The organism is Streptomyces sp. 150FB, assembly GCF_000818195.1.
Taxonomy (GTDB): Bacteria; Actinomycetota; Actinomycetes; order Streptomycetales; family Streptomycetaceae; genus Streptomyces.
On sequence record NZ_JTHL01000001.1, the window covers coordinates 8,335,950 to 8,352,037 of the forward strand.

The 16,088-nt window shown below is 70.4% G+C and carries 11 protein-coding genes; 8 read left to right on the plus strand and 3 right to left on the minus strand.

Annotated elements, in window-relative coordinates; translation table 11 throughout:
- Positions 1 to 156 precede the first annotated feature (156 nt).
- The 3 genes from QR77_RS35715 to QR77_RS47140 form a co-directional block, all read right to left on the minus strand.
- On the minus strand, positions 157 to 654 hold the full coding sequence (locus QR77_RS35715) for a GNAT family N-acetyltransferase (RefSeq protein WP_201778850.1): 498 nt from the start codon (positions 652 to 654) through the stop codon (positions 157 to 159).
- A 58-nt stretch (positions 655 to 712) separates the two neighbouring features.
- Positions 713 to 1,879, minus strand: a complete 1,167-nt coding sequence (locus QR77_RS35720) for an ROK family transcriptional regulator (RefSeq protein WP_040026150.1) — start codon at positions 1,877 to 1,879, stop codon at positions 713 to 715.
- A gap of 180 nt (positions 1,880 to 2,059) precedes the next feature.
- Positions 2,060 to 2,197 carry a hypothetical protein gene (locus QR77_RS47140; RefSeq protein ID WP_160310986.1) on the minus strand — a complete coding sequence of 46 codons (138 nt, stop codon included), beginning with the start codon at positions 2,195 to 2,197 and terminating at the stop codon, positions 2,060 to 2,062.
- 2 nt (positions 2,198 to 2,199) lie between these two features.
- Between QR77_RS47140 and QR77_RS35725 the strand changes: the two genes are divergently transcribed.
- From QR77_RS35725 to QR77_RS35760, 8 genes are all read left to right on the plus strand, one after another.
- Positions 2,200 to 4,365 carry a hypothetical protein gene (locus QR77_RS35725; RefSeq protein WP_078877558.1) on the plus strand — a complete coding sequence of 722 codons (2,166 nt, stop codon included), beginning with the start codon at positions 2,200 to 2,202 and terminating at the stop codon, positions 4,363 to 4,365.
- A gap of 25 nt (positions 4,366 to 4,390) precedes the next feature.
- The gene (locus QR77_RS35730; RefSeq protein ID WP_078877560.1) at positions 4,391 to 5,344 is read left to right on the plus strand and encodes a sugar ABC transporter permease; all 954 of its coding nucleotides are present in this window, start codon (positions 4,391 to 4,393) and stop codon (positions 5,342 to 5,344) included.
- A gap of 11 nt (positions 5,345 to 5,355) precedes the next feature.
- The gene (locus QR77_RS35735; RefSeq protein ID WP_052489304.1) at positions 5,356 to 6,273 is read left to right on the plus strand and encodes a carbohydrate ABC transporter permease; all 918 of its coding nucleotides are present in this window, start codon (positions 5,356 to 5,358) and stop codon (positions 6,271 to 6,273) included.
- Positions 6,274 to 6,286: 13 nt separating this feature from the next.
- Complete coding sequence (locus QR77_RS35740) at positions 6,287 to 8,770, plus strand: glycoside hydrolase N-terminal domain-containing protein (RefSeq protein WP_040026151.1); 2,484 nt, start codon at positions 6,287 to 6,289, stop codon at positions 8,768 to 8,770.
- A complete protein-coding gene (locus QR77_RS35745) occupies positions 8,764 to 9,762 on the plus strand; it encodes an acetylxylan esterase (protein ID WP_040026152.1) in 999 nt (332 codons plus the stop codon). The genes QR77_RS35740 and QR77_RS35745 overlap by 7 nt, the downstream gene beginning before the upstream one ends.
- Positions 9,759 to 11,135: a sugar ABC transporter substrate-binding protein gene (locus QR77_RS35750; RefSeq protein ID WP_040026153.1), complete on the plus strand. Its 1,377-nt coding sequence runs from the start codon at positions 9,759 to 9,761 to the stop codon at positions 11,133 to 11,135. The genes QR77_RS35745 and QR77_RS35750 overlap by 4 nt, the downstream gene beginning before the upstream one ends.
- A gap of 58 nt (positions 11,136 to 11,193) precedes the next feature.
- Positions 11,194 to 13,395, plus strand: a complete 2,202-nt coding sequence (locus QR77_RS35755; RefSeq protein ID WP_040026154.1) for an alpha-galactosidase — start codon at positions 11,194 to 11,196, stop codon at positions 13,393 to 13,395.
- 135 nt (positions 13,396 to 13,530) lie between these two features.
- Positions 13,531 to 15,975, plus strand: a complete 2,445-nt coding sequence (locus QR77_RS35760; RefSeq protein WP_236710948.1) for a glycoside hydrolase family 2 protein — start codon at positions 13,531 to 13,533, stop codon at positions 15,973 to 15,975.
- Positions 15,976 to 16,088: the final 113 nt, after the last annotated feature.

The following is a 16,088-nucleotide window of genomic DNA, read 5'->3' on the forward strand; positions in this document are numbered from 1 at the left end:
TGCCTGAACCCGCACCCAAAAACAGCCCGCACCCCGCCCGATCAGCCAGCAACCACGCACCCTCCCGCGTCCATCGGCGCCCACCACACCCGCCATCACAGCCTGCAGTTCGCCGCTGAGCCAACCGGGAGAGGGCGCCGATCCCTTCCCGCGTCCTCACCCCACCACCGACCGTCGATAAGACAACCCCGGCCGCCCCGACAGCCGCCTCTCGCCCGTCACTGTGAAGCCTGACTTCGTCAGTACCGCCCGCGACGCCGCGTTGTCCAGTGTCGCCCCGGCGCGCAAGGTGGTCAGTCCGTAGCTGGTGGCCGCGCGGTTGCATATCTCCCGTACGGCCCACGTGGCCAGCCCTCGGCCCGCGGCGTGCTCGGCGATCCGGTATCCGAGTTCGGCTTCGCCGTCCACCGCGTCCATCAGGTTGATCCGCCCCAGCACCTTGCCTTCGGCGTCGACCAGTACGTGGAAGTAGCAGATGCCGGCCTCCTGTTCGGCCAGCAGGGCGCGGTGTCGGTCGGCGAACCTCGCGAAGTAGTCATCGCCCCGGTCGGGGATGGACGCGGCGAAGTACGCCCGGTTCTCCTGCTCGAAGGCGAGCAGCGCGGGCGCGTGGTCCGGGCGGAGCAGTTGCATCTCAGGCGTGAGCATCGACATGGACAGGAATATAGGCACCCGACCGCCCTACCGCCCCCCCGACCGGCACCCGACCGCCCTACCGACCCCCCGCCAGCGGCGCGAACAGCCGCTGTGCCGCCACCGCCGCTCCGCCCCTCGCCCAGGCCTCGAACGGCAGCGGTCGTACGACCAGGTCGCAGTCCGCCGCCGTGCCGAACGCCTGGGCTGTGAATGATTGGCGTATCTGGTCGGCGAACAGGTCGTACGACGCCACGCCCTCACCCGAGATGATGACGCGTTCCGGGCCGAACAGGTTGGCCACCGACGCGATCGCCAGCCCCAGTGCGCGCCCCGCCCGGGTGAAGACGGCCCGTGCCGCCGGGTCGCCGCTGTGCGCCAGGCGGACCGCGTCGTCCAGGGAGAGTGTGCGGTCGCCGGTGTCCTGGCGTACCTGGTCGACGATGGCCTGGGCCGAGGCGACCGCCTCCACGCAGCCCGTGTTCCCGCAGGTGCAGACGCGGTCCGAGCCGCTCACCGGGAGGTGGGCGATCTCGCCCGAGACGCCGTGGGCGCCCGTGACCACACGGCCGTTGACCGAGATGCCGCAGCCGATCCCGGCGCCCACCGTGACCAGTGCGAACGACGACAGTCCGACCCCCGAGCCGAACCACTGCTCGGCCACGGTCAGGGCCCGTACGTCGTTGTCGATGACGGTCGGGATGCCCGTCGCCGTCTCGACCAACTGGGCGAGCTGTACGCCCCGCCAGTCCAGGAACGGCGAGTAACGCACCGCCCCCGTATGCCCGTCCACATCCCCGGAGATCGTCACGCCCACGCTGTGTACCTCGGCGGCCGTGTGCGCACCGCCGCCCTCGGCCGTCAGCTTCCCGACGAGGCGGGCGATCGCGCGTACGACCGTGCCCACATCCCGTGAGTCGAGGGTCGCGCGGCGGGTGGCGAGAGGGGTTGCCGTCAAGTCGGCGAGTACGCCGATCAGTTCGTCCGCCGTGACCTTCACGCCGATGAAGCGTGCCCGGTCCGCCCGTACGGCGACCAGGGTGGCCGGCCGGCCCGGCTGCCGTTCACCCGTCGGCTGGCCGATCTCGCTGATCCAGCCGTCGGCGAGCAGGGGCGTCGACACCTTGGTGACGGCGCCCGACGAGAGTCCGGTACGCCGGCCCAGTTCGGCCCGGGTCAGCGGGCCCTGGGTCAGCAGGGTCTGGAACACCAGGGCAGCCGCGGGTGGCTGTTGGGAGAGGCTCACAGAGAGAGATTACCTTCTCTTGGAAGGCAACGGGGGTGTTTTTCTCTCGGGGGTTTCCTCCTGGAGTGCCAAGGGGTTCCTGGGAAACCTCCCTCTATCACCTCTCGTTACTGCTGATCCATGCCCACGCCGCTCCAAAACATTCGCCAACAATATATTGACCCTGGAAGGAAACCCTGCCTACAGTCGCGGCGCTCCCTTCCCCACGGAGGGAGCCCAGGTGTCCGGCCGCTCGATGAGCCGTTGAGGCCGCACCACCAGGAGCCCGGCAAGGACACCGTCCATGAACAGCCGCAACGAGGCGGCGAGATGGAGCATCCATGGCACTGTCAGGTCGCACCGCGGGACGAGCGGGAGCGGTCCGGGGCATCGCGAGAAACCGGTGGGCGCGTGCGCTCGGTGTGCTCGCGGCCTCCGCACTGGCTGCCGGTCTCACCGGCCCCGCGGCGACGGCGGCGGACGCGGCGGTTCAGCACCCCTCCACCGTGAGCGACGCGCCGACAGCCGCGTCCGGCGCGCACAACACACCGGCCCCCGAGCAGTCCAAGCCCATCCAGCAGCCCAAGCTCGCCCAGAAGCCCTACATGGGCTGGAGCAGTTGGAGCCTCGAAGCCACCAACTACCCCGGCGTCAACCCCACCGGCGCCGAGAGCTGGCTCAACGAGCAGCACATACTCCAGCAGGCCGACGTCATGGCCTCCAAGCTCAAGCAGCACGGATACGACTACATCAACATCGACGCGGGCTGGACGGACCACCTCGACCAGTACGGCAGGCCCGCCGCCAACCCCAAGACCTTCCCCCACGGCATCAAGTACATCGCCGACAAGCTGCACGCCAAGGGTCTCAAGGTGGGCATCTACGAGGCGGTCGGCCTCGACGTGAACGCGTACGGCGGAGGCGCGACGCCCATCTACGGTGCACCCGGCTGTACCACCAAGGACCTGGTCTACCCGGACCTGCGCAAGACCAACGGCTGGGACAGCTCGTACAAGATCGACTACGCGAACCCCTGCTCCCAGGCCTACGCGGACTCCATCGCCGACCTCTACGCGAGCTGGGGCGTCGACTTCCTCAAGCTCGACGGTGTGGGCCCCGGTTCGTTCAAGGGCGGCGACAACTACGACAACCGCGCCGACGTCGCGGCCTGGCGCAAGGCGCTCGACGCGACCGGCCGTCCGATCGAGTTCACCATCTCCTGGTCGCTGAGCCACGCGTACGCGGCCGCCTGGAAGCAGAACAGCAACGGCTGGCGCGTCGACACGGACGTCGAGTGCTACTGCGACACCCTCGTCACCTGGAACAACTCGGTCAAGCAGCGCTGGCACGACGTCGTCCAGTGGATCCCCGACGCGGGCCCCGGCCACTGGAACAACCTCGACTCGCTCAACGTCGGCAACGCCGAGATGGACGGCCTCACCCAGGCCGAGCGACAGAGTTACATGACGCTCTGGGCCATCGAGGCGTCCCCGCTCTACATCGGCGACGACCTGACCAAGCTCGACCCGTACGGCCTGTCGCTGCTCACCAACGACGAGGCCATCGCGATCAACCAGGCGGGCCGCCCCGCCAAGCCGGTCAGCCAGACGTCCGACCAGCAGACCTGGTCCGTGCGCAACGCCGACGGCAGCTACACCGTCGCGCTGTTCAACCTCGGCGCCTCCCCGGCCACCACCGAGGCCGACTGGTCCGATCTCGGCATCAGCGGTACGGCGAGCGTGCACGACGTGTGGAGCAAGAAGGACCTGGGGCGCAGCACCGGCAGCTTCAGTGCCCAACTCCCCGCCCACGGTTCGCGGTTGCTCACCATCACCCCCGGCGCGGCCAAGGCGCCCACTGTTCCCACCGGCGTCCGCGGCACCTCGGCCGAACCCACCAGTGTGTCGCTCGCCTGGGACCCGGCCACTCCGGTCCGTGGTACGTCGGTCGTCCGCTACGACATCCGTGACGGCGCCCGCAAGGTCGCCTCGGCCGGCGGTGGCGCCACCTCGGCCACCGTCGCCGGACTCGGCGCCGCTTCGGCGCACACCTTCACCGTCGTCGCCGTCGACTCCCGCGGCCGTACGTCGCCCGCGAGCACACCCGTACCCGTCACCACGCCCGACACGGGCGGGCCGACGGCCCACCAGGGTGAGGCGGCGACCCTGGAGGGCGGTGCCTCGGTGGCGGACTGCGCGAAGTGCTCGGGCGGCAAGAAGGCAGGCAGCCTCGGTGTCGCCGCCTCGGTGACCTTCAAAAAAATCAAGGCGCCGGGCGCCGGTACCTACCTCGCCACCATCGGCTACACCGACGGGGACTCCGGACGCGTCGGTGTGATCACCGTCAACGGAAAGACGGTCCAGGTGCCCTTCCCCGGCTCCGGTGACAACGACTGGGACACCCCGCAGGCGGTGACCGTGCCCGTCCAGCTCACAGCAGGAGAGAACACCATCCAGATCGGGAACCCCGGCGACTATGTCGCCGACATCGACCAGATCATCCTCTAGCAGCACGAGTGCCTAGGAGTGCGCCGTGGCGCAGATCGTGAAAGACCAGCCGGCCGCACCGGGGCGCTGGGCGGGAGGGCGCCCGCAGCGAACCCCCGCGGCGGCCACCCGCCGCCGCAGCGACGCGAAACTGGCGTGGCTGCTCATCACACCCGCGGTCATCGGATTCCTTGTCTTCTTCGCCTATCCGACCGTGCGGGGCCTTTACTTCAGCTTCACCGACTTCCATATCCTCACGCCGGCCCGCTGGGTCGGCCTCGCCAACTTCCGCGAGCTGTTCGCCGACAGCGTCTTCTGGCACTCCCTCTGGGTCACCGTCTACTTCGTGCTCCTCTCGGTGATCCTGGGAGTGCTCTTCTCCCTGATCACCGCCGTCGTACTGCACCGGCTGACCGCTTCCACCGTCATCCGGGGGCTGATCATCCTGCCCTTCCTGATCTCGGGCGTGGTCGCCGCGCTCGTCTGGCAGTGGATGCTCGACCCGCAGCTCGGAATCGTCAGCGAGCTGATCGAGAAGGTCACCGGACAGCATCTGCTGTTCTTCGGCGACAGCCACTGGGCGGTGCCCTCGCTCGCCGCGATCAGTATCTGGAAGTCCATGGGCTACAACGCCGTACTGATCTTCGCCGGGCTCCAGACGATCCCGCCGACGGTCTACGAGGCCGGCCGGCTCGACGGCGCCAGTGAGATACAGATGTTCCGCCGGCTGACCGTGCCACTGCTGCGGCCGATCCTGGTCATGGTGGTGATCCTGACGGTGATCGGGTCCTTCCAGGTCTTCGACATCGTCCAGGTCACCACGGAGGGCGGTCCCGCCAACGCGTCCAACGTGCTCCAGCAGTACATCTACGAGAAGGCCTTCGGCGAGCTGGACTTCGGCTACGCCTCGACGATGTCACTGGCGCTGTTCGTGATGCTCATCGCCATCACCTTCACCCAGATGCGGCTGGCCCGCGCCAACGAATCCGACCTGAGCTGAGGAGCCGGTCCATGTCCACCGTGTCGTCACCCGTCACGACAGCCGGGCCGCGCTCGCGATTCGCCCCCGGCAAGGCGATCGCCTGGGTCTATGTCGCCATTGTGCTCGTCGTCACCATCTTCCCCTTCTACTGGATCCTGCGGACGGCGTTCTCCAACACCGTGGCGCTGCCCACCGATCCGTCCTCCCTCCTGCCCGTGGACTTCACCTTCGGTGCCTTCAAGCGGGCGCTCGGTCTCGCCTCCACGGCCGAGGCCCAGGCCCAGGGCGGCTCCGGCGCGTCCCTGAGCACGGCGCTCTACCTCCGTAACTCGGTGATCTACGCGACCGTGCAGACCGCGCTCGTCGTGTTCTTCTCGGCGCTGGCCTCCTACGCGTTCGCCCGGCTGCGCTGGAAGGGCCGCGACGCGGTCTTCACCGTGCTGCTCTGCGCGCTGATGGTGCCCGGCATCCTCACCCTGCTGCCGAACTTCGTCCTGGTCCGCAACCTCGGCCTGATGGACTCCTTCGCTGGCCTCGTCCTGCCCGGCGCGCTCTTCTCCGCCTTCAACATCTTCTTCCTCAGGCAGTTCATGCTCGGGCTCTCCACGGAGATCGAAGAGGCGGCCATCATGGACGGCGCCTCGCGGATGCGGATCTTCTTCAAGATCACGCTCCCGATGACGGCGGCCCCGATCGCGACCCTCTCGCTGCTCACCTTCATCAACACCTGGAACGACTACTTCTGGCCGCTGCTGGTCACCAACGGTGAGGGCGTACGGCCGCTCACCCTCGCCCTCGGCGTCTTCAAGCAGTCCTCCCCGCAGGCCGCCCCCGACTGGGCCGGACTGATGGCAGCCACCCTGATCGCGGCCCTCCCGATGCTGTTGCTGTTCATGGTCTTCGGCCGGCGCATCGTCAACTCCATCGGCTTCACCGGCCTGAAGTAGGAAGTACGCATCCATGAACGACAGTTCCACACCCGACGACCTGAGGCTCCGCTGGCCCGGGCCCGCCGAGACCTGGACCGAGGCCGCGCCCCTGGGCAACGGCAGGCTGGGCGCCATGGTCTTCGGCGGGGTCGGCGCCGCCAGGTTCCAGATCAACGACTCCACCGTCTGGTCCGGGACGCCCGAAGGGCCCGCGCGTGCGCTGGAAGCCGTACGGGCAGGGGGCGCCGGACCGGAGCGCCTCGCTGAGATCCGTACCGCCGTCACGGCCGGGGACCACCGGCGCGCCGAGTCGCTGCTGATGTCCTTCGAGGGCGACTACAGCCAGGAGTTCCTGCCCTTCGCCGACCTCACCATGGGCCTTGAATCCATGGGCCTCGAAGACGACGTGAGCGAGGCCCCGGGCACCTTCCTCGGCCGCACCCTCAATCTGGACAGCGGCGTCGTGGAGGAGCACATCGCCTTCGGCGCGCGCACCGTACGCCGAAGGAGCTGGATCAGCCGGCCCGCCGGAGCCCTGTGCATAGAGGTGACGGCCGACTCCGGCGGGGACAGCTCCGGGGTGGTCGGCAAGACCCTCGGCATGACCCTGGACCTCACGTCGCCGCTCCGCGAACTCGACCGGGAGCAGGACCACTCCGGGCTGGTCATCGGGGTGGCGGTGCCCGAGGACGGCGCCCCCCTCCATGAGCCGGACGTGCCCGAGCCGCTGCGGTACGGGGCGGGCTCGACCCCCGACGGGCCGACGACCGGCGGGTACGACCCGTACGCCGCGCTCGCCGTCCGCGTCGACACCGACGGCGAGGTGAGCGCCGAGGGCGGCCGCTGGAGCGCCCGGGGGATGACCCGCGCCCTGATCACCGTGGCCTCCTCCACCTCGGCAGCCGCCCACTGGTCCCGTACCGGAGCGAAGAGCCGTACGGAACACCGCGCCGAGGCCGCCGAGTCCGCCGAACTGGCCCTCGCCACCGGGCCTGCCAGGCTCCTGAAGGAGCACCAGGACGACCTGCGGACCCTGCTCGCGTCCTCCGCCCTGCGGATCGGACCGCGCAGGGCGGGCACCTTCGACGTCGCCGACGACATCCTCTCCGGCGCCGACGACGCTCTCACCGCCACCGTGATGTTCCAGCTCGGCCGCTATCTGCTCGCCTCCTCATCCCGCCCGGGCGCAGGCCCTCCCGCCAACCTCCAGGGCATCTGGAACGAGGAGCTGCACCCCGCCTGGTCGTCGAACTACACCCTCAACATCAATACGGAGATGAACTACTGGCTCGCCGAGACCACGGGCCTAGCCGAGTGCGCCCTGCCCCTCTTCGACCTGCTCGACCGCATCGCGGTGAACGGCACCGACGTCGCCCGTGAGTTGTACGACGCGCGCGGCTGGGTCGCCCATCACAACAGCGACATGTGGGGCTGGTCGCTGCCGGTGGGCGCGGGACACGGCAACCCCTCCTGGGCGATCTGGATGATGGGCGGCACCTGGCTGACCCAACACCTCTGGGACCACTACGACTTCACCCGCGACACCGGCTTCCTGCGCGAGCGCGCCTGGCCGCTCCTCGCCGGACAGGCCGCCTTCTGCCTGGACTGGCTGGTGGAGGGCGAGGACGGATTCCTCGACACCCTCCCCGCCACCTCGCCGGAGAACCTGTTCTTCTCCGAGGCCGGCACGCCCGAGTCGCTGACCCACTCCACCACCATGGACACCGCCCTGATCAGGGCACTCTTCGAACGCTGCCTCGCCGCCGCCGCCATCCTCGGCATCGACGACCCGCTCCGCGCGGAGATCAGGGCCGCGCTGCCCCGGCTGCGTACGCCCGCGATCGCCGGGGGCGGCTGGCTCCAGGAGTGGGCCGACGACCTGACCGAGGTCGACCCCGACCACCGGCACATGTCGCAGATGGTCACGGTCTTCCCGCTCGACCAGATCGACCCCGTCACTACACCCGAACTCGCCACGGCCGCAGTGAAGTTGCTGGAGCGGCGCGGCCCCGGCGCGATGGGCTGGTCCTGGGCGTGGAAGATCGCCCTGCGCGGCCGGCTCGGTGACGGCGACACGGCGAGGGACCTCTTCCTGGAGGCCGTCAGGCCGCTGTCGTACGACGAGTCGGCGCACGCGCCGGTCGACGGCTCGCAGTGGGGCGGCCTGCTGCCGAACCTGTTCAGCACCCACCCGCCGTTCCAGATCGACGGGAACTACGGCTTCACCGCCGCCCTCGCCGAACTCGTCCTCCAGAGCCACGGCGACACCCTGCGGCTGCTGCCCGCGCTGCCCACCGCCTGGCGGGAGGGCACGGCCACCGGACTGCGCTGCCGGGGCGGCCTGGAGGCCGATCTGAGCTGGCAGGACGGGCAGCTCAGCACGGTGACGGTCCGCAGGATCGCTGGGGAGCCCGCCGATCCGGTCCGTATCCGCCACCGCGACGGCGAGACGACCCTGCGCCTCGCGATCGGCGAGGCGACCACCCTCGACGCGGCGCTGAGGCCGGCATGCTGAGCGACCTGGACGAGGCCGCGCTGTGGGAGTACCGCAGCGGGTACGAGGAGCCGGACGACTTCGACGCGTTCTGGAAGTCCACCCTGGACACCGCGCGCGTGGCCGGTCGCGACTTCTCCCTGACACCCGTCCGCACCGAACTCAGGACCGTGGACGTGTACGACATGGAGTTCGCCGGATACGGCGGGCACCCCGTACGCGCCTGGCTGCGGCTGCCGCACGAGCGCGCCGAAGCGCTCCCGGCCGTCGTGCAGTTCCACGGCTACGGGAGCGGTCGCGGCGGACCCTACGACGACCTGCTGTGGGCATCCGCCGGCTACGCGCACCTGCTGGTGGACGCGCGCGGTCAGGGCGCCGCCCACGCGGCCGGCGGAGCGACGGACGATCCGGTGGGCAGCGGCCCCGCCTACCCCGGGTTCCTCACCCGGGGCATCGAGGACAAGGAGACGTACTACTACCGCCGCGTCTTCACCGACGCGGTGCGCGCGGTCGACGCCGTACGCTCCCTCGGCATGGTCGATCCCGCGCGGGTCGCTGTGGGCGGCGGCAGCCAGGGCGGCGGGATCGCGCTCGCCGTCGCCGGACTGGTGCCGGACCTCGCGGCCGCGTACTTCCAGGCGCCGTTCCTGACCGACGTACGCCGCGCGCTGCGCGTCACGGGGACAGCTCCGTACGCGGAACTCACCGGCTACCTCGGCGCGCGCCGGCGGTCGGCCGAGGCCGTCCTCACCACGCTGTCGTACTTCGACGGCGTCGGCTTCGCGCGCAGGGCGTCGGCGCCCGCGTACTTCTCGACCGGGCTGATGGACGACATCTGCCCGCCGTCCACCGCCTTCGGCGCCTACCACGCCTACGCGGGGCCCAAGCGGATCAGGACATGGGAGTTCAACGGGCACGAGGCGGGCGGCTCCGAGGACGTGGCCGGCGTACTCGCCGCCTTCCGTACCGCGCTCACCCCACCCGTGCCGACTCCAGGAAACGAGGAACGATGAAGATCCGGACCACACGGCGTACGCGGCGCAAGCTCACCGCCGTCCTCGCCGCCTCCGCCATGGCCGCCCTGCTGAGCGCCTGCGGCGGCACGCAGTCGGACGCCGGGCAGACCACGATCAACTGGTGGACCTGGGACGACAAGCAGGCCGTCGGCTACCAGGCCTGCGCGACCTCCTTCGAGAAGGCCAACCCCGGCGTCAAGGTGAAGATCTCGCACTACAACAGCCTGGACTACTTCACCAAGCTGCTGGCGGGCTTTGTCGCCGGCACCGCTCCCGACGCCTTCATGGACAGCGTGCAGTACCTCCAGCAGTACGCCTCGCTCGACCAGCTCATGCCGCTCGATCCGATGATGAAGAAGACCCACTTCGACATCAACAAGTTCTCGGTCGGTGTGGACGCCTGGAAGTACAAGGACGGCAAGCAGTACGGGCTGCCGCTCGACTGGGCGTCCGCCGCCCTCTACTACAACGAGGGCGCGCTCAAGAAGGCCGGTTACACCCCCGCCGAGGTTTCCGATCTCAACTGGAACCCGGACAACGGCGGCACCTTCGGGAAGATGGTCGCGCACCTCACCGTCGACAGGAAGGGGATACGCGGCGACCAGCCGGGGTTCGACAAGAACCATGTCGTGACCTACGGCGTCGGCCCCATGACCACCAAGGACTTCACCGGCCAGACCACCTGGAGTCCCTTCGTCACCTCGCTGGGCTGGCGGATAGGGAACAAGGCGTCCTGGCCGACGGCGTTCAACTACGACGACCCGCGCTTCGTGAAGACCATGAACTACTTCCGTGATCTGACCGACAAGGGATTCGCCCCGAAGGACGGGGAGTTCGCCTCGGCGGGCAATGTGCCCAGCGGTGTGGACATGATCAGCTCGGGGAAGATCGCCATGTATCCGGGCGGTTCCTGGGAGGCCGCGCAGTTCGCCCAGATCCCGAAGATCAAGGTCGGTATCGCGCCGAACGCCGCAGGACCCGACGGCACGCGCGCGATGATCGGCGGCTCCAACGGCAACACCATCTGGTCCGGCACCAAGCACCCCGACCTCACCTGGAAGTGGGTCTCGTACATGGCGACCGCGCAGTGCCAGACCGAGGCGTCAGCCGGCGGCAGCTTCTTCCCGTCCATCCAGTCGGCGATGGACGCGTCGGCGAAGACGATGAAGAAGAAGGGCGTCGACCTGTCGATCTTCACCGAGGCGCAGCGGAAGGGCCAGGTCCTGCCGTACCCGCCGTACGGGAACGGCACGGCGATCGGCGCGGTCATTCAGCCGATGTTCCAGCAGTTCTTCGCGCACAGCAGCGACGACGAGATCTTCAAGCAGATGACCGAGGAGACCAGGAAGCTGCTGGCGAAGAAGAACTGACGCCCGCTGTGCGACGGACACTCCTGGCCCCCGGCCCCCTGATCCGAAAGGACACCGCATGACCCGCACCACCGCGCGGATCACCCATCTACGCGCGGCCGGAGTGAGCTTCGTCGTCGAACTGGGCGATCCGCTGCCCCGCGTCCTGCACTGGGGCGAGGACCTCGGCGAGCTGACGGGGGACGACCTCGCCGCGCTCGGCCTGACCGCCGACGGCGTCGTCCTCAACAACGCCCCCGACGACGCACGCCGGTTCACCGTCTGGCCCACCGAGGCCGACGGCTGGACCGGCACGCCCGCCCACCAGGGGCACAGGGGCGGTGTCGCGACCACCCCGAGGCCACGGCTGACCGGGGCGCGGGAAGGGGACGGCGAACTGGTCCTGGAACTCGCCGACGAGGTCAGCGGACTCGACCTCACGCTCACCTACCGGCTCGAACCCTCCGGCGTGCTCACCGTACGTACGGACATCACGCGCCCGCTACGCGCGGCCGGCGAGGACGCGACAGCCGGCCAGGACCCGGCGCCCTACGACCTCGCCGCCGTCACCACGCTGCTCCCGCTGCCCGCTCGCGCCGGCGAGATCCTCGACTTCACCGGCAAGTGGTGCCGCGAACGCGCCCCGCAGCGTGGCTCGCTCGCCTACGGAAGCCATGTCAGAGAGGTACGCAGGGGCCGCCCGGGACAGGACGCGCCGCACCTGCTCACCGTGGGCGTACCCGGCTTCGGGTTCCGCTCCGGCGAGGTGTGGGGCCTGCATGTCGCGTGGAGCGGCAACCAGCGCTGGCTGGCCGAGCGTTCACCGGAGGGCGCCGGTGTCCACGGGTCCGTCCTGGGCGGTGGTGAGCTGCTCGCCCCCGGCGAGATCCGGCTCGCGCCCGGCGACAGCTACTCCGCGCCCCTCTGCTGCTTCGTCTGGTCGGGCGAGGGCCTCGACGGTCTCGCCGACCGCTTCCACAGCCTGCTCAGGGCACGGCCCGCGCATCCGGCGTCCCCGCGCCCGCTCACCCTCAACACCTGGGAGGCCGTCTACTTCGACCACAGGCTGGACCGGTTGCTGGACCTGACCGACCGCGCCGCCGCGATCGGTGTGGAGCGGCTCGTCCTCGACGACGGCTGGTTCTCCGGCCGCCGCGACGACACGGCGGGCCTCGGCGACTGGACCGTGGACGCGACGGTCTGGCCGGACGGCCTCGGCCCGCTCGCGGACCGCGTGCACGGTCACGGCATGGAGTTCGGGCTCTGGGTCGAGCCGGAGATGGTCAACCTCGACTCGACTCTCGCCGCCGAGCACCCCGACTGGATCCTCGGGCCCTCCGTGGGCCTCGGCGGCAGCTCACGCCATCAGTACGTACTGAACGTGGCGCACCCGGATGCCTGGGCCTACCTGCTGAAATCCCTGGACACGCTCATCAGCCGCTACGGCATCGACTATCTCAAGTGGGACCACAACCGCGACCTCAACGAGGGCGTCGCGCGCGGTGCGGGCGGCCGCGACCGGCCGGGCGTGCACGCCCAGACCGAGGGCGTCTACCGGCTGCTCGACGCCCTCAAGGAACGCCACCCCGCCCTGGAGATCGAGAGCTGCTCGTCCGGCGGGGCCAGGGTCGACCTCGGCGTCCTCGCCCGTACGGACCGGGTGTGGGCCTCCGACTGCAACGACCCGGTGGAGCGCCAGGCCGTCCAGCGCTGGACGGGCCAGCTCCTGCCGCCCGAACTGATCGGCGCCCATGTCGGCGGTCCGCGCAGCCACACCACGGGCCGGGTCACCGACGAGTCCTTCCGTTACCTCACCGCGCTCTTCGGCCACGCCGGGATCGAGGACGACCTGACCGCCCGCACCCCCGAGGAACTGGACCGGCTGGGCCGCTGGGTGGCGCTGTACAAGGAGGTACGGGCGCTGCTGCACAGCGGCCGGGTGGTCCGCGCCGACCTGGACGACGACTCCACGCTGCTGCACGGCGTGGTCGCCGAGGACGGCGGCGCCGCCCTCTACTGCTGGGCCAGGACGGCGACTTCGGCGCCGGCACAGGCGGGCCGGACCCGGCTGCCCGGCCTCGACCCGGCCGCCCGCTACGAGGTGCGCGTACGCGACGAGGCGGGCCTGCCCGCGCTGCACCAGGTGTCGGGTCCCGCGTGGTTCACGGCCGCACTGAGCGGCTGGGTCCCGCTGCCCGGGGCGGTCCTCGCGGGCGCCGGAGTTCCGCTGCCCACCCTGGACCCGGCGCAGGCGCTTCTCCTGGAGGTCCGGCGGGTATGACCGGGCGCGCCCGGCGCCGGCGGGGCCCCGCGTACCGCTCCACTCGCGCGCCGCCCGTACCGGTCGCGCCACCCGCGTCCCCCGGGCGCGCTCTCCGTCGCACACGCACGATCCGCATGTCGTTAGGTGATCATCATGAAGACCGACAACCACCCCTCTCGTCTGAAGGAAGCCATCCCCTTCACCGATGGCTGGACCCTGCGGCATGAAGGGGCAGCGCTGCCCGCGCGGGTGCCCGGCTGTGTCCACACCGACCTGCTCGCCGCGGGGCGCATCCCCGACCCGTTCATCGGGCGTAACGAACTCGACGTCGCGTGGGTGGGACACACCGACTGGACGTACGAGAACGCGCTCGCCGCGCCCGGCACCGCGCACGAGCGCACCGACCTGGTCTTCGACGGGCTCGACACCGTCGCCGAGATCACCCTCGGCGGCGAGGTGCTCGGCCGTACGGCCAACATGCACCGGAGCTACCGCTTCGACCTCACCGGCAAACTCCCCGCCGACGGCGCCACGACCCCGCTCACCGTGGAGTTCACCTCCGCCCACGCGGCGGCCGAGGCGATGCGCGAACAGATGGGCGCCCGCAGCGAGGCGTATCCCGACGAGAGGTCGTTCATCCGCAAGATGGCCTGCGCCTTCGGCTGGGACTGGGGCCCGGTCCTGGTCACCGCCGGGATGTGGAAGCAGGTGCGGCTGGAGCACTGGTCGACGGCGCGCCTGGCGCGCGTACGGCCCCTCGTCACCGTGGACGGAACCACCGGGCGGGTGGAGGTACGGCTCGACACCGAGCGCACGGAGTCCGGATCCGGGAGGGCACTCACCGCCACGGTGCGGGTCGGCGGCCAGGAGGCCTCCGTACGGTTCGAGGGGGACACTGCGACCGTCACCGCCGAGGTGCCGGACGCCGGCCTCTGGTGGCCGCGCGGCCACGGCGAACAGCCGCTGTACGACTGCGAGGTCGCGCTGTACGACGAGGACGGGACCGCGCTCGACGTGTGGAAGCGCCGCGTCGGCTTCCGTACCGTCACCGTCGACACCTCGGCCGACGAGCACGGCACCGGATTCACCCTCGTCGTCAACGGGAGGCGGATCTTCGCGCGCGGTGTCAACTGGATCCCGGACGACGTCTTCCCGTCCCGCGTCACCACCGAGCGCTACCGCGAACGGCTGACCCAGGCCGCCGATGCCAACGTGGACCTCGTCCGCGTCTGGGGCGGCGGAATCTACGAGCGCGACGACTTCTACGACGTCTGCGACGAACTCGGCCTGATGGTCTGGCAGGACTTCCTCTTCGCCTGCGCGGCCTATCCGGAGGAGCAGCCGATGCGCTCCGAGATCGAGGCCGAGGCGCGCGAGAACGTCGCCCGGCTCATGCCGCACGCCAGCCTCGTACTGTGGAACGGCAACAACGAGAACCTGTGGGGCTTCCGCCTCTGGGACTGGGACCAGCAGCTCAAGGGCGACTCGTGGGGTGAGGGGTACTACCTCGGCCTGCTGCCTCGGGTGGTCGCCGACATCGACCCCAGCCGTCCGTACTGGGCCGGCAGCCCCTGGTCGGGATCGTGGGAGCACCACCCGAACGATCCCGCGCACGGCGTCGTCCACTCGTGGGACGTGTGGAACACCACCGACTACACCGACTATCTCGACGAAGTGCCGCGCTTCGTCGCGGAGTTCGGCTGGCAGGCGCCGCCCGCCCACGCGACACTCCGGCGCGCCCTGCCGGGCGAGGAACTCGTCTCCGACTCGCCCGGGATGCTGCACCACCAGAAGGCGGACGACGGAAACGGCAAGCTGGAACGGGGCCTCGCACGCCACTTCGACGTCCCCGGCGACTTCGACCGCTGGCACTACCTGATGCAGGTCAACCAGGTGCGCGCCGTCGCCACCGGCGTGGAGCACTGGCGCTCGCACTGGCCGGAGTGCGCCGGAGCCATCGTCTGGCAGCTCAACGACTGCTGGCCGGTGACGTCCTGGGCCGCTGTCGACAGCGACGCCAGGCTCAAGCCGCTCTGGTACGAGCTGCGCCGCCTGTACGCGGACCGGCTGCTGACCGTACAGCTCAGGGACGGGCGCCCGGTCGTCTTCGCCGTCAACCAGTCCCGGGCGGACTGGAACACGCCGGTACGGCTGCGCCGGATGTCGGCGGGCGGCGAGGTGATCGCCGAGGAGCGGGTGGAACTGGCGGCGGGAGCCCGTACGGTCGCGGGGGCGCCGGTCCCCGAGAAGCTGCTGCCCGACGCCGCGTCAGGGACGGAGTACCTGGTCGCCGACGCGGACGGCGAGCGGGCCGTTCACTTCCCGGTCCGCGACAAGGAGTTCGCGTACCCCGCGCCGGAGTACGACGTCGAGCTGGCGGCCGCCGACGGCGCCGGGGATGTCGGGGTCGTCGTCACCGCGCGCACCCTGCTGCGGGACCTGCTGCTCCAGGCGGACCGGCTCTCCCCGGCGGCCGTCGCCGACCGGGGCCTGCTGACCCTGCTGCCGGGGGAGAGCGTCACCGTCCGGGTGAGGGGCTGGGACACCCCGGACGCCGAGGCCGCGCGGGGGGCGCTCTTCATGCTCACGCGGAGCTGACCCCCACCGCGGTCCGGCACAGCAGGCACAGAAAGGACGGCCGTACCCCTGCCGGCAGCGGGGGTACGGCCGTCCTGCTCAGCCGTGGCCGGAGCCACGGCTCAGCGCGCGGG

Bases quoted from the DNA above. Each gene is read 5' to 3' on its own strand.
- QR77_RS35715 (WP_201778850.1), bottom strand. From the start codon at position 654: ATGTCGATGCTCACGCCTGAGATGCAACTGCTCCGCCCGGACCACGCG.
- QR77_RS35745 (WP_040026152.1), top strand. From the start codon at position 8,764: ATGCTGAGCGACCTGGACGAGGCCGCGCTGTGGGAGTACCGCAGCGGG.
- QR77_RS35725 (WP_078877558.1), top strand. From the start codon at position 2,200: ATGGCACTGTCAGGTCGCACCGCGGGACGAGCGGGAGCGGTCCGGGGC.
- QR77_RS35750 (WP_040026153.1), top strand. From the start codon at position 9,759: ATGAAGATCCGGACCACACGGCGTACGCGGCGCAAGCTCACCGCCGTC.
- QR77_RS47140 (WP_160310986.1), bottom strand. From the start codon at position 2,197: ATGCTCCATCTCGCCGCCTCGTTGCGGCTGTTCATGGACGGTGTCCTT.
- QR77_RS35760 (WP_236710948.1), top strand. From the start codon at position 13,531: ATGAAGACCGACAACCACCCCTCTCGTCTGAAGGAAGCCATCCCCTTC.
- QR77_RS35755 (WP_040026154.1), top strand. From the start codon at position 11,194: ATGACCCGCACCACCGCGCGGATCACCCATCTACGCGCGGCCGGAGTG.
- QR77_RS35740 (WP_040026151.1), top strand. From the start codon at position 6,287: ATGAACGACAGTTCCACACCCGACGACCTGAGGCTCCGCTGGCCCGGG.
- QR77_RS35735 (WP_052489304.1), top strand. From the start codon at position 5,356: ATGTCCACCGTGTCGTCACCCGTCACGACAGCCGGGCCGCGCTCGCGA.